Consider the following 14,227-nt stretch of genomic DNA (forward strand, 5'->3'; position numbering starts at 1 on the left):
TATGAGTAAAGCAAAAAAAATATATCTTCAACTGATTATTGTGGTCGTTTTTTATGTGATCTGTTCTCACATAACGCCGCCAAACGGACTGACAGATACCGGCTGGAAGGCATTGCTTCTTATGATCTGCTGCGTGTATACCTGGGTTACGGAGTTTATCCCAATCGGTATATCCGCGTGTTTCCTATTGATGCTACCGGCATTTTTACATATCGACAGTACCTCAAACGTACTTGTGAACTTTGGAATCACCACCATGTTCTTTGTCATGGGCGCATTGATTATTGCGAAAGTATTTATTGATACGGGCCTTGGGTACCGGATATCTCTGTATATCACCCCATTGCTTGGACCTAAAAGCAAAATGGTTCTCTTAAGCCTGATGCTCTGCGGCGGCCTTATTTCTTCCGTATTGGTTGATATCCCCACCGCCATCATTCTTGCCGGAATTGCCCTGCCGCTGTTAAAAGAAAGCGGCTGCGAGCCCGGAAAGAGTAAATACGGCAAGGCGGTTATGATGGGTATTCCGATCGCAGCTGCTCTTGGCGGTATCGCAACGCCGGCGGGAAGCGGGCTGAATATCCTGACCATTAACCTGTTAAACAATGTGGCGGGCGTAAATATTACCTTCGCCCAGTGGACTCTGATCGGAGCGCCGATCGCGCTTGTGCTGCTGTTTGTGGCATGGTTCGTTATCTGCCTGATCTACAAGCCGGAGATCGAAACGGTGAAGGGTCTGGATGATATTAAGAAGAAAAGAGCCGAGCTTGGCCCTATGTCCAGGAACGAAAAGATTTTCCTGATAATCTTCATATGCGTTATGGTTCTCTGGTTTACGCAGTCCATGACCGGTATTGAGACGGCCTTTGTATCCCTTCTCGCCGTGTGTATTTTCTTCCTTCCCGGAATTAACCTGATTAACTGGGAAACAGCCAGAGACGCGGTCAGCTGGGAATCTGTCCTGCTGATGGGATCGGCAAACGCGCTGGCCATGGTTCTGAGTACCCAGGGTACCGCGGAATGGATCTCCAACAGCATTTTGGGAGCGGTCAGCGGAGCCTCTCTGGCGGTATTGCTGATGGTGGTGACCGCATTTGGCATCTTCAGCCATCTGCTGGTTCCGGTAGCCAACGCGGTACTGGCCGTATGTGTTCCGATTGTAGTGGTACTGGCCGGTTCTATCGGCGTGAACCCCTTATACTTAGTTCTTCCTTTGGGATTTACGGCATCGGCGGTATTTATCATCCCGCTGGATCCGATTCCGCTGACCACTTACGGATACGGATATTGGAAACTGTCGGAGATGGCGAAACCAGGACTTATTATTTCCCTGATCTGGATACCTGTATGTGCCGTCGGCATATTGCTTGGCAGAGCGATCGGAATTATTTAGGCCGTACTAACGGCATTTGAGGAGATTGAGGGGAACCCCAGTCTCCTTACTTTTTCAGATTACAGACACTTGATTAGGAACAGCCGCCACGACATTAGAAAAGAGGTTCCGGCTGAACGATAAAATGGAGGAAACTATGTCAGAAATAAAGATAAGGGATCTGCGCTCAGCGCTGGACAAATTACGGCGCATGGAAAACGAACTGATGGAGACCGGCGTACAGGTGGACCCGGAAGCGGAGCTGTCCGGTGTCTACCGCTATGTAGGCGCGGGCGGAACAGTTATGCGTCCGACGAAAAAAGGCCCGGCGGTGATATTTAACAATGTAAAAGGCCACCCGGACGCGCGGGTGGCGATAGGCGTTCTGGCCAGCCGGGAACGGGTGGCGGCCCTGCTGGACAGCAGACCGGAGGATTTGGGACATTTACTCCGGGACAGCGCGGACCATCCGATTGAACCGGTTTTGACAGAGGAGAAGCCGGCCTGCCAGGAAGTGATACATTATGCGTCGGAAGAGGATTTTGATTTATACAAATTAATTCCCGCGCCGACCAATACACCGGATGACGCGGGGCCTTACATCACGCTGGGCATGTGTTACGCGACCCATCCGGACACGGGCAGATCCGACGTTACGATTCACCGCTTATGCATCCAGGGGAAAGACGAATTAAGCATTTTCTTCACCCCGGGAGCCAGACATATCGGCGCCATGGCCGAGAGAGCGGAAGCATTGGGACAGAGACTGCCGATATCCGTCAGCATAGGCGTCGATCCGGCCATTGAGATCGCGTCCTGCTTCGAGCCGCCTACCACACCGTTAGGATTTGACGAGTTATCCATCGCGGGCGCGTTGCGAGGAGAGGCGGTTAAGCTTACCAACTGCCTGACCGTGAAGGAGCGCGCCATCGCCAATGCGGAGTATGTCATAGAAGGAGAGGTGCTTCCGGGAATCCGCGTGCGGGAGGACCAGAACCGGAACACCGGATACGCCATGCCGGAATTTCCGGGGTATACGGGAGCCGCCAGCGACCAGTGCTGGATCATTAAGGTCAAAGCGGTTACGCACCGCCGGAATCCGATTATGCAGACCTGTATCGGGCCAAGCGAAGAACATGTCTCCATGGCCGGCATTCCGACGGAGGCAAGCATCATTGGAATGATTGATAAGGCAATGCCGGGAAAACTTAAGAATGTCTACTGCGCGTCCGCGGGCGGAGGCAAATACATGGCAGTCCTGCAAATTAAAAAAACAGTGGCGTCAGACGAGGGAAGACAGCGTCAGGCAGCGCTGCTGGCGTTCTCCGCCTTCAGCGAACTGAAGCACATTTTTCTGGTTGATGAGGATGTGGACTGTTTTGATATGAATGATGTGCTCTGGGCTATGAATACCAGGTTCCAGGGAGACGTAGATATCATTACCATTCCGGGAGTGCGATGCCACCCCCTGGACCCGTCTAATTCTCCGCTTTGTACGCCCTCTTGCAGGGATCAGGGCATCGCCTGTAAAGTCATTTTCGACTGTACCGTGCCGTTTGACCAAAAGGAGAGATTTATCCGTTCCCGCTTTATGGAACTGGACCCGGCGGACTGGATACCGGAATAGGTAATAAAGAGAAAGGCAACACCGGAAACGGACAAAATAAAAAGAGAAATAAAAAAACCGGGGGACAGATAACATGAAAGAGATTATCGTGGGCATTACAGGAGCCAGCGGAATAGAACTGGGACTGCATATACTGCGGGCCCTAAAGAGGCAGAACGCGCAAGTCCATCTGATTATATCGGAAGGCGCCCGCTGCACCATGCGGGAAGAAAGCAATCTGACGGAAGAAGAGTTTCTGCGTACCGCGGATTACATATATGAGGAAAAGGAACTGGGAGCCGCGATCGCGAGCGGCAGTTTTGTAACCGATGGCATGATTGTGGCACCGTGCAGTATGAAGACTTTATCCGGCATTGCCAATGCCTACGATGAGAATCTGATCATCCGCGCCGCGGACGTCTGCCTGAAGGAAGGGAGAAAAGTAGTCCTCCTGCCAAGAGAGATGCCCCTTGGAAGAGCCCATCTGAAAAATATGCTGGCCTGCGCGGAATACGGATGCAGTATCATCCCGCCTATGCTGAGTTTTTACATGAAAGATACCTCGATGAGGGCGCAGTTAGATCACATCACAGGAAAAGTGCTGATGCAGTTCGGAATGACCTATGAAAAATTTCATGGCTGGCAAGGCCCTGTCCAGGGATAAACATACAATACAACATAAGCACACAACACAAGCATAAAACACAAGCATAGGAGAAGACGCATGCCGCAAGCAGAATTTCGATATGAAGAAGAACAGCTGAAAATAGAGATACAGTGGATGGGAGAAGATCTCTGCATCCGGTTCTATGGAGGCGACCGGGGGCACATAGGCAGCATAGCCATGGCGGAGCCCAGGCCCAGCCTGACCGGAAGCGGACAGACATCCGCCACCGTTTCCGTCTACACATATTCCGGGCACAAGGATGACATCGTCGCGTCTTCCGTGGCCCGGGAAGTAGCGGCGGAATTAAACAGAAAATGTGTTGTGATAGTCGGCATACATTATGACCATTTTACCCAGGAGCGCCTTGCGGCGGTGAACAGGATAGCCGCCCAGATACCGGTTATGGCAGAAGAAGCCTATGGGGCAATCCATTGACTAAGCCAGTGCGAATGGCTGCAAAAATCAACAGGGTACTTGATAAAATCAAGTACCCTGTGTATAATTTACTTAGAAATAATCAAAAGACATATTCCGGTCTGATGATTGCGCTTCGGATAACTACATAATTTATAGTTATGCGCTATCCTCTATGCAGGTAGAGGATAGCTATTTTTATATAGCTATGAACACTCAGTGCCCGCATTTTAGGCAATTACGTGCGATGCATAAAAAAATGTCAGTTAGATTTTTTCGGGCGCTGCTATTTAATCTGCGTGTTAGCAATATAAGCAAGTGCCGCAAAAACCACCAGTATTAATGGCAAATATGAAGAGAGAAGGCATTACATGAAAAAAGTATGGAACAACAAGCTGATAAAGAACAAGTATGGGCAGGTACGATCCGGGTGGCTTATTCTGGCTGTAATGGCTGCATACAACCTCATCATGTATGCCCTAAGCTACCTATTGATCGAAACCCTAAGAAAAATCCTGACCTCCACAGGAGACATCAACGCGGCCACGGGAGAGCTATCACAGTTCGCGGGCTGGATCGACAGCACAGCATTGCCGATCCTATTACAAATCATAACCGAAGCTGTGCTGATACTGGTCCCCATCATCATGTGGAGAAATATCATGAAACGTCCGACCCGTGAATTAGGCCTGACTACCGCGGGGACTCCCAAAAAAGACTGCCGGGCAGGGATGTTGCTGGGCATAATCTCCTGTACAATCGTATTTCTTATCACGATAACGGTCGGCGGAGGCCATGTAGTTTCATGGGTACCCCGTATCACAGGACCGGCAATCATATGGATCCTGATCTTTATCCTGGTAGCATTTGGAGAAGAGATCCTAACCCGGGGCTTTATCATGAGCACCCTGAGGCGAACCCGGAACATCTATATCATCCTGCTGGTGCCATCCGTCATCTTTGGCCTGATTCATCTATCGAACCCGAATGTAACCCTGCTCTCCGTAACAAATATCATAATTTTCGGAATCCTTTTCTCCTACATGTACATCAAATCCGGCAACATATGGATGTGTATCGGATATCATTTCACCTGGAACACCTTTCAGGGCATCATCTACGGCATGCCGGTCAGCGGCCTCAACGTTCCCGGATTCATCACCACCGAATTCACCCAGAACAACCTCCTGAACGGAGGAGGATTCGGTATAGAAGGCGGAATCCTGACAACCATAGTAAGCATACTGGGCATAATCTTCATCAAATATTACTACAGAAATTCCGAATACGATTTCATTAACAACAACCAGAAACCAAAAGAAAATCGAAAGGGACCAAACTCATAACATACTCAACGAAAAGCCCATAAACTCCACAAACCCCATCCAAACTCATCTAAATACCTCCTTTAACCGCTCAAAAAAACAGGCAGCCTGCTTCCATTAAAAGAATGCAGGCTGCCTATTCCTATCGAAGTATCAGCATGTGTAATTATGTTCCGTCTAACCTTCAAAAGGCGGACGAGGATAAGGGAAACCTAGAGAAGATAAGTATGGCAGAAAAAGGTAGACTATGATATGATAAAAAATAACAGTTCTATTTATTTTAATTAGTAAAAGTATTATAACAGGTACATAAAATTCCAGAAAAGGGGAATAAGAAAATGAAACGCTCAGAGATAAACGAAATCATCCGCTACATGGAAAAATTAGCCAAGGACAACGGGTTCCATCTGCCGCCCTTCTGTAATTGGACGCCGGAAGAGTGGAAGACCAAAGGACACGAATACGACGAGATCCGCGATAATATGCTGGGCTGGGATATTACGGACTACGGCCTGGGCGATTGGGAAAAGGTAGGATTCGCCCTGGTGACCATCCGAAACGGAAATCAGAACAATCCCAAATATAAAAAGGTCTACGCGGAAAAGCTTCTTATGTTAAAAGAGGGACAGCACTCCCCCATGCATTTCCACTGGATCAAATCCGAGGATATCATCAACCGCGGCGGCGGCACACTGATTATCCATATGTACAATGACAAAGACGGCGAACTGGATACCAGTGATGTACTCATCAACGCGGACGGACGTTCCTACACCGCACCGGCGGGAACCGGGGTTGAATTAAAGCCCGGAGAGAGTATTACGATCTGGCCCCACCAGTATCACGACTTTGATATCATGCCCGGAACCGGGGATGTCCTGATCGGTGAAGTATCCATGTGTAACGACGACAACACCGACAACCGGTTTTACGAGGATATGGGAAGATTCCCGGAGATCGAAGAGGACGAGGCTCCGTACCGGCTGCTCTGCTTTGAGTATCCGGCTGCGGAATAAAGGATAGAACAGAAACGTAAAGCGCGCAAGGATAACAAACGTTATATGGCCCTGCACACATACCGGCGTAAGTGTGCGGGGCGGTTGTGTGTCTAAAGGGCCGATGATATGGGAAATAAGAGAAAAGACAAATGGAACCGGGTGGACGTCCAGGTCTGTATATACACTGCCATATTGGTGCTGATCGCCAGTGGGATGATCTTCATGATCGGATACCGCGCCACCTATGATGGCATGATCCGCTCTCTGGAGAAACGTTCGGATTCCATCTATCAATATGTAGAACAAGATCTGGACAAAAGCACATTTTACGAAATAGAAGACTACAATGGCCGTGAAAATCCCAGTTATAAAAGCATGAAAGAAAAACTGGAAAATGTAAAAGCGGCCACAGGCGTCATGTATCTGTACACGGCGAAAAAGACAAATTCCGGGGACCTTATCTACATTGTGGACGGTTTAAGCTATGACAGTCCCGATTTTCGGAATCCGGGGGACCCCATCGAGCATGAGATATGGGCGGAGATGGAAACCGCCCTCCAGGACCGGATCGTCTATCCGGACGACATCAAGCACACCGGCTGGGGCGATATCTTCGTGTGCTACTACCCGGTCCATGACAATAATAAGGTAGTAGGCGTTCTGGGCATCGAATTCGACGCCTACAGCCAGTACCACACATATAGAACGCTGCGCATAACAGCCCCGTTCATCGTCCTTTTGATCTGCCTGATCTCCGCTGCCGTATCCGTCAGGATATTTAAAAGGATTTCCAATCCTTTATATAAAGATTTTGCCAACACAGACTACCTTACGGGGCTGAAAAACAGGAACTCCTTCGAGATAGACATTTCCAATCTGTCGACACGGATGCGCGGGCAGAGCCTGGCATTTATCTGTATGGACCTGAACAGCCTCAAAGAGATTAACGACACATATGGCCACACTGCCGGAGACGATTACATACGCCGCGCCGCAGAAGCGATCAGGTATGCGGTGGGAAAATCCCATTCTGCCTACCGGACGGGCGGGGACGAATTCGTGATTCTCCTTAACGGTCCGGCTGACCAGCTCCCGGCCCAGGTCCGTATGATCCTTAGCAAGATCCATACCTATCTGGACCAGGATAACCAAAAAAATGAAATTCAGCTGTCCATAGCTACAGGTTCCGCGCAATATGACCCTTCCCGGGACCAAACACTGACCGAGGTTTACCGCCGCGCCGACCAACTTATGTACGAAACCAAAAAGGCTATGAAATCAAATCAGGAATAGAGCCATACTACAATTTGTGATAAATTCATTAGGATTGATTAATGATTGATTATTCGGATTGTTCCGTAAGAAAAAGCCTTGACGAATTCCTTCCGTATGTGCTATAGTATACTAGCGAATGGAAGTAGAGGCTTTTTTTTTATGCCTAAAAAACGAAATTAAGTGGAGGTGGAAGTTGTGCGCGTTAAGATCACATTGGCATGTACGGAGTGTAAACAACGTAATTACCACATGACAAAAGAAAAGAAGAACCATCCCGACAGAATGGAAACGAAGAAATACTGTAAATTCTGTAAGGCGCATACGTTACACAAGGAAACCAAATAATCCTGGGTAAAACGAAAAAAGGAAGTGAGATCATGGGAGATACTGCAAATACAGAAAACACCGCTCCGGCGGAAAAGCCTGTAAAAACAGAAAAGTCCGATAAGAAGGACAAAGCTCCGAAGAAGAGCTGGTTCAAAGGATTGAAAGCAGAATTCAAAAAAATCATTTGGCCGGACAAACAATCACTTATGAAACAGACCGCTGCGGTTGTATCCGTATCAGTCGTCCTGGGATTAGTTATCGCGGGCCTGGATTTAATTATCCGGTACGGTGTGGATTTCCTAGTAAAGTAAGGACAAGGGTGATTTTATGTCAGAAGCAAACTGGTACGTTGTGCATACCTATTCCGGGTATGAGAACAAGGTAAAAGCCAACATTGAAAAGACCATTGAAAACCGGCATCTGGAGGACCAGATTCTGGAAGTCCGGGTTCCCATGCAGGATGTAGTTGAAGTCAAAAACGGTGCTAAGAAGTCGGTACAAAAGAAGATGTTTCCGGGCTATGTGCTCATCAACATGATAATGAACGATGATACGTGGTATGTAGTCCGTAATACCAGAGGAGTAACCGGATTTGTCGGCCCTGGCTCGAAGCCTGTACCGCTCACTGACGTAGAGATGCGGCCTTTGGGGATCAAGTCGGAGGATGTGCTTGTGGACTTTACGGAGGGCGATACGATTATCGTCATCGGCGGAGTGTGGAAGGATACGGTTGGTGTCATCCAGTCCATGAACCACAGCAAACAAAGCGTGATCATCAACGTGGAACTTTTTGGCCGGGAAACCCCGGTGGAGATCAGTTTCACAGATGTGAAAAAGATGTAACAGCAGACAGGGTCTGGTTTCGGCCAGATCGTGGGAGGGTAAGGGCATGTGCCGCTGCTCCCGATAATACCACAATTTTAGGAGGTGCCTGACATGGCAAAAAAAGTAACAGGTTATATTAAATTGCAGATTCCTGCCGGAAAAGCTACCCCGGCTCCGCCGGTTGGTCCTGCTCTTGGACAGCACGGTGTTAATATTGTACAGTTCACAAAGGAATTCAATGCGAGAACTGCGGATAAGGGTGATTTGATCATTCCGGTAGTGATTACCGTATATGCCGACAGAAGCTTCAGCTTCATCACGAAGACTCCCCCGGCAGCAGTATTGCTTAAGAAAGCCTGCAATCTGAAATCCGGTTCCGCTGTACCGAATAAGACGAAAGTAGCTACCATCTCCAAAGCAAAGCTTCAGGAAATTGCGGAAATGAAGATGCCTGACTTAAATGCAGCAAGCATAGAAGCAGCTATGAGCATGATCGCAGGAACAGCCCGCAGTATGGGAATCACAGTTGAAGAGTAGGCATACCCGTCAATTGAGAAGTAAACTTATCACGTGGGAGGGTAAGGGCATGGACCCGAACTCCCGATACTACCACTAGGAGGTTATTGGAATGAAACGAGGAAAAAGATATCAGGAAGCTGCGAAATTAGTAGACCGCAGTGTACAATATGATACCGCAGATGCGATTTCTCTGGTAAAGAAATCCGCAGTTGCAAAATTTGACGAGACCATCGAAGTTCACATCAAGACCGGTTGTGACGGACGTCACGCAGACCAGCAGATCCGTGGAGCGGTTGTACTGCCTCATGGAACCGGAAAACAGGTTCGTGTTCTGGTATTTGCCAAGAACGAAAAAGCAGACGAAGCACGCGCAGCAGGCGCAGAATTCGTAGGCGGAGACGAACTGATCCCGAAGATTCAGAATGAAGGCTGGTTCGATTTCGACGTAGTTGTCGCTACTCCGGACATGATGGGTATCGTAGGCCGTCTGGGCCGTGTACTTGGACCGAAAGGTTTAATGCCCAACCCGAAAGCCGGTACGGTTACTATGGACGTTACCAAAGCCGTACAGGATATCAAAGCAGGTAAGATTGAATACCGTTTGGATAAGACCAACATTATCCACGTGCCGATTGGGAAAGCTTCTTTCTCAGAAGATCAGTTAGCAGACAACTTCCAGACGCTGATGGATGCAGTTGTAAAAGCGAAACCGAGCGCATTAAAAGGTCAGTTCTTAAAGAGCGTTACCATGACTTCCACCATGGGACCTGGAATCAAACTGAACACCGCGAAGTTAGCTTAAATCGCAGTTGACATCCTATATAAATAATGCTATACTAGCAAAGCAATCACTGCCGAAGACAGCAGGTGCCGTAAGGCGTAAGGGCAACCACCTGCCGAGGAGAATGATTTCTAATGATTAGAATGAATTTGGGCCTCTTTTGTCTAAGGACAGAGAGGCCTTTTCTTATTCGAGAAGACGGCAGTAAAAATCTATAAGGAGGTGCACACGTTCAATGGCAAAAGTTGAGTTAAAACAACCCGTAATCGAAGAAATTGCAGGGCAGATCAAAGACGCACAGTCGGTTGTACTGGTCGACTACCGTGGTTTGACGGTAGAAGAAGACACCAGACTGCGTAAAGAGTTAAGAGAAGCAGGCGTTACTTATAAAGTATATAAGAACACCATGATGAACTTTGCGTTCAAGGGAACGGATTTCGAAAGCCTGGCCCCCAATCTGGAAGGACCCAGCGCGATCGCGATCTCTACCACAGATGCGACTGCTCCCGCAAGAGTATTGTCAAAATTTGCAAAGACTGCTCCGAAGCTGGAATTAAAAGCAGGCGTAGTAGAAGGTACTTATTATGATGCAGCAGGCATCGAAGAGGTTGCCAAGGTTCCGTCCAGAGACGAACTGCTGGCAAAATTCCTTGGAAGTATCCAGTCTCCTATCGCAAACTTTGCCCGTGTTATTGATCAGATTGCGAAAGCAGGCGGCGCAGAAGCAGCTCCCGCTGACGCGGAAGTAAAAGCGGAAGAACCTGCGGCAGAGGCAGCAGCCGAAGCTCCCGAAGCTCCCGCGGCTGAAGCTCCTGCAGCTGAATAATCGGGAACAAACCGGGCGTATGCAGTATATTGTATAGATACCGGTGAGAAATGGACTTGCATTCACAGAAGTGAAAGAGTAAGAAGAACTGCCGCCATGGCAGGATCAGTAAAAATAAGCTTAATATCATAAAATAATGGAGGGAATAAAAATGGCAAAAATGACTACCGCTGAATTTATCGAAGCGATCAAAGAGTTATCCGTACTGGAATTAAATGAATTAGTAAAAGCTTGTGAAGAAGAATTTGGTGTATCCGCAGCAGCAGGTGTTGTGGTTGCAGCAGCAGGCGGAGACGCAGGCGCAGCAGCAGAGGAGAAAACTGAGTTCGACGTAGAGTTAACCGAAATCGGACCGAACAAAGTTAAGGTTATCAAAGTTGTTCGTGAAGTAACCGGTCTGGGCCTGAAAGAAGCAAAAGACCTGGTTGACAACGCTCCCAAGGTAGTAAAAGAGGCTGCTTCCAAAGAAGAGTCTGAAGAAATCAAAGCGAAACTGGAAGCGGAAGGCGCGAAAGTTACCCTTAAATAATTATTTGCGTATTAGAACCCCGGCGGGATACTGCCGGGGTTTTTCTGTAGAGGGGAATTTGCCCATGACGCGCCGGAAGTATTCATTGCTTTTAACACGCTGCGGATTATAATAAAAATATACCCGGGCTATCCGGGAGAGTTATTTTGCCATTTGAGAGGTAAAAAGTGCCGCATGCAGATAATAGCCATTCTAGCTGTTAAGATAAGAATAATTTAACAGGCCACATAAAGGGATAGCGGGAAAACGGTATTATAAGGCAGTATAATACTAAGGCAATAAGAAGGTTAATGCAGGTAATGAGAAGGTTAATGCAGACAAATATTAAATAAGGTTAGGTGATGTCTAAATGGGCGCAAAGAGGGTTGTTGGAATTGATTTTGGCACCAGTACGTCTGTGGTGCGGGTAAAACGGTATGAACAGAGCGGACTTCCGCTGGGAGACAGGCTGGCGATTTCCAATGTTATCTTTGACGGGTACGAAAGCGTTCCCACCCTGGTGCAGATCCCGGAGGATGTGGTGATTGTACCGGAACTTAAGCTTCCTGACGAGGATTATGAGTTTGGCCGCTTCGCGGCCAGTGAGCAGCCGGGAATGAGAACCTGGAGAAACTTTAAGACAGAGCTGGAAAGCAGTGACAAGGAGACCCGAAACCGGGCACGCTGGCTGACGAGCCGGTTCTTTGAATATCTCTACCGGCAGTACCGCCAGCAGATTCTGCAGTTAGGGGACAGCGGGGACGAGGAGATTGTCTATGTGAGTTACCCGGCGAAATACGGGCCGGCTGAGCGGGAATTCATGATTTCGGTGGCTACAGAAGCCGGCTTCCGCAATGTGCGGGGGATCACGGAACCGGAGGCGGCGGTCAAGGCTTTGATGGTGCAGGGGGAAAAGGACCTGCGGGAACAGAAGCTATTGCGTGAGGAGGGGCCGTCCTATCTGCTGTTCGCGGATATGGGAGCGGGGACGACGGACTTGGCGGTCTGCCGGTATGAGAAAGGGCGCACAGAGATTATCACGACCTGGCCGGATGACAAGACGCCCATCTATTTCGGAGGGAAAGAGATCGACGGGATCCTGTGCGGATATGTGGAGGACTATTTGAAAAAACACGGCGATATCGTCCCCGCCTATTTTGCGGATCATTTCAGAGAGAAGTATATCGAAGCAGTAAAGACCTGGAAGGAGGTGACGGTATCCCGGAGCCTAAAGAGGGGAAGGGAGGTTCCATATTTTGAAGCGGTGAAGAACCCCTACCCGTTATTGCCGGACTTCTCCCCGGCGATCAGCCGCACAGAGCTGGAAAAGACAGCGGGCGGGTATTTAAAAAACTTTGCGGTGCTGATCAATGGATGCCTGCAGGAAGCGTCGAAGGCGGATGCGGATTTTCCAGGCGGAGAGGGGATCGACCTGGTGCTGCTGACAGGCGGGCACAGCCAGTGGTACTTTATACCGGAGATTCTGACGGGAAAAGCGGTGAATTTGGGTGAGGTTTCTCTGCCAAAGATCCAGGCGGAACCGTCCCGGATCAGGATCAGCGGAAAGCCCCAGGATACCGTAGCCGTGGGGATGGTATACGGACTGCTGCGGGAGGCGGTGGAAGCTCCTGGAAAACCGGTCGGGAAGCGGGATGAAAATTGGGATGAGAATCAGGTTGAGAAACGGCCGGACACGGAAATCGGACAGCACTCAGTAAAAGCGGCCGCCACAGTAAAACAGACACAGTCCTTTCATAGGCCGATAGCTGCTGCCCGTCCGTCTAATGGTATATTGACTAAAGACCTGGCAAAACAGATGTTTTCCGGCAAGATGGCCATCATTGTACCGGATGGGTTTACGGAGATTGGGGAGGAAGCCTTTAATTATTTTCTATCCAATACGGTGAAGGGGACATTGGGGAATCTGTTCGCGAAGAACCCACCCAGCCCGACTTCGGTACAGCTGCCGAAAGGATTGCGCCATATTAGAAAGTCCGCCTTTGAACACTGTGTCGATCTGTGGTCGGTCGATCTGCCGGACGGACTGATTTCTATAGGAAATATGGCTTTTGAAGACTGTAAAAGTCTGCGGGACGTTACGATCCCGGACAGCGTTAAAACCATTGGAGCCCGCGCTTTTGCCGGATGCGCCAGACTTGGTAAGATTAACATTCCGGCAGGAGTGACAGAATTAGGCGCACAGGCCTTTTATGCCTGTGAATATCTGGAAAATGTCGCCATTCAAAGGGGAACTCAAATAATTGGAGAGTCCGCCTTTGCGATGTGCAGAATGCTGAAATCTATTTCCCTCCCTGAAGGTATCCGCGTGATCGGAGCCTCCGCATTCTCCGGCTGCACCTGGGGGGTGAGAGATATTAAACTTCCCGACAGTGTGAGGGAGATCGGGCATTCGGCCTTCAGTAATTGTAAAGCGCTGGGAACAATCGAGATCCCCGAGGGTGTTCGGAGTATCTCTTGGGAGACTTTTAAAAACTGCACAGGCTTGAGTAATATTACGATCCCGGACAGCGTGAGGGAGATCGGAAATAATGCGTTTCTGGGTTGCAGATCTTATCTGACTATCTGCTGCCACTCAGGCTCCTTTGCAGAGTCCTATGCCAGAGAGCATGGTTACACAATAAAGTTGGTCTGATGAACAAGGGGGACATGTCCCAAACCGAAAAGGACACGGAATGGACATGTCCCAAACTGAAACGGACATGTCCCAAACCGGAATGGACATGTCCCAAACCGGAATGGACATGTCCCAAACCGGAATGGACA

15 protein-coding genes and 1 other annotated feature are annotated in these 14,227 nt (G+C 49.0%); all 15 genes read left to right on the top strand.

The annotated features are described in order from the left end of the window. Position 1: 1 nt before the first annotated feature. The 15 genes from KTH89_RS11830 (at position 2) to KTH89_RS11900 (ending at position 14,096) form a co-directional block, all read left to right on the top strand. Positions 2-1,393 (top strand): SLC13 family permease, encoded by a 1,392-nt coding sequence (locus KTH89_RS11830; protein WP_238721846.1) that lies wholly within the window; start codon positions 2-4, stop codon positions 1,391-1,393. A gap of 136 nt (positions 1,394-1,529) precedes the next feature. Then, positions 1,530-2,999, top strand: coding sequence for a UbiD family decarboxylase (locus KTH89_RS11835; RefSeq protein WP_238721847.1), 1,470 nt, complete (start codon positions 1,530-1,532; stop codon positions 2,997-2,999). A gap of 73 nt (positions 3,000-3,072) precedes the next feature. Next, positions 3,073-3,642, top strand: coding sequence for a UbiX family flavin prenyltransferase (locus KTH89_RS11840; RefSeq protein ID WP_158347517.1), 570 nt, complete (start codon positions 3,073-3,075; stop codon positions 3,640-3,642). A 60-nt stretch (positions 3,643-3,702) separates the two neighbouring features. Further along, complete coding sequence (gene lpdD, locus KTH89_RS11845; RefSeq protein WP_238721848.1) at positions 3,703-4,080, top strand: prenylated flavin chaperone LpdD; 378 nt, start codon at positions 3,703-3,705, stop codon at positions 4,078-4,080. Positions 4,081-4,430: 350 nt separating this feature from the next. Further along, positions 4,431-5,405, top strand: a complete 975-nt coding sequence (locus KTH89_RS11850) for a CPBP family intramembrane glutamic endopeptidase (RefSeq protein WP_238721849.1) — start codon at positions 4,431-4,433, stop codon at positions 5,403-5,405. Positions 5,406-5,722: 317 nt separating this feature from the next. Then, complete coding sequence (locus tag KTH89_RS11855; RefSeq protein ID WP_158347491.1) at positions 5,723-6,400, top strand: D-lyxose/D-mannose family sugar isomerase; 678 nt, start codon at positions 5,723-5,725, stop codon at positions 6,398-6,400. A 108-nt stretch (positions 6,401-6,508) separates the two neighbouring features. Further along, positions 6,509-7,675 (top strand): GGDEF domain-containing protein, encoded by a 1,167-nt coding sequence (locus tag KTH89_RS11860; protein WP_238721850.1) that lies wholly within the window; start codon positions 6,509-6,511, stop codon positions 7,673-7,675. 177 nt (positions 7,676-7,852) lie between these two features. After that, positions 7,853-8,002 (top strand): 50S ribosomal protein L33, encoded by a 150-nt coding sequence (rpmG, locus tag KTH89_RS11865; RefSeq protein WP_158347487.1) that lies wholly within the window; start codon positions 7,853-7,855, stop codon positions 8,000-8,002. 32 nt (positions 8,003-8,034) lie between these two features. Further along, a complete protein-coding gene (gene secE, locus KTH89_RS11870; protein ID WP_158347485.1) occupies positions 8,035-8,295 on the top strand; it encodes a preprotein translocase subunit SecE in 261 nt (86 codons plus the stop codon). A 16-nt stretch (positions 8,296-8,311) separates the two neighbouring features. After that, positions 8,312-8,827, top strand: coding sequence for a transcription termination/antitermination protein NusG (nusG, locus tag KTH89_RS11875; protein WP_238721851.1), 516 nt, complete (start codon positions 8,312-8,314; stop codon positions 8,825-8,827). A 93-nt stretch (positions 8,828-8,920) separates the two neighbouring features. Beyond that, complete coding sequence (gene rplK, locus KTH89_RS11880) at positions 8,921-9,346, top strand: 50S ribosomal protein L11 (RefSeq protein WP_158347481.1); 426 nt, start codon at positions 8,921-8,923, stop codon at positions 9,344-9,346. Positions 9,347-9,437: 91 nt separating this feature from the next. Further along, a complete protein-coding gene (gene rplA / locus KTH89_RS11885; RefSeq protein WP_158347479.1) occupies positions 9,438-10,130 on the top strand; it encodes a 50S ribosomal protein L1 in 693 nt (230 codons plus the stop codon). Between the two features lie 34 nt (positions 10,131-10,164). Then, positions 10,165-10,305, top strand: a sequence feature (ribosomal protein L10 leader region). Between the two features lie 39 nt (positions 10,306-10,344). Beyond that, positions 10,345-10,935: a 50S ribosomal protein L10 gene (gene rplJ / locus KTH89_RS11890; RefSeq protein WP_158347477.1), complete on the top strand. Its 591-nt coding sequence runs from the start codon at positions 10,345-10,347 to the stop codon at positions 10,933-10,935. A 151-nt stretch (positions 10,936-11,086) separates the two neighbouring features. Beyond that, positions 11,087-11,464 (top strand): 50S ribosomal protein L7/L12, encoded by a 378-nt coding sequence (gene rplL / locus KTH89_RS11895; protein ID WP_158347475.1) that lies wholly within the window; start codon positions 11,087-11,089, stop codon positions 11,462-11,464. Positions 11,465-11,813: 349 nt separating this feature from the next. After that, complete coding sequence (locus KTH89_RS11900) at positions 11,814-14,096, top strand: leucine-rich repeat protein (protein ID WP_238721852.1); 2,283 nt, start codon at positions 11,814-11,816, stop codon at positions 14,094-14,096. Positions 14,097-14,227: the final 131 nt, after the last annotated feature.

This window comes from Diplocloster agilis (assembly GCF_019042275.1).
Classification (GTDB): domain Bacteria; phylum Bacillota; class Clostridia; order Lachnospirales; family Lachnospiraceae; genus Diplocloster; species Diplocloster agilis.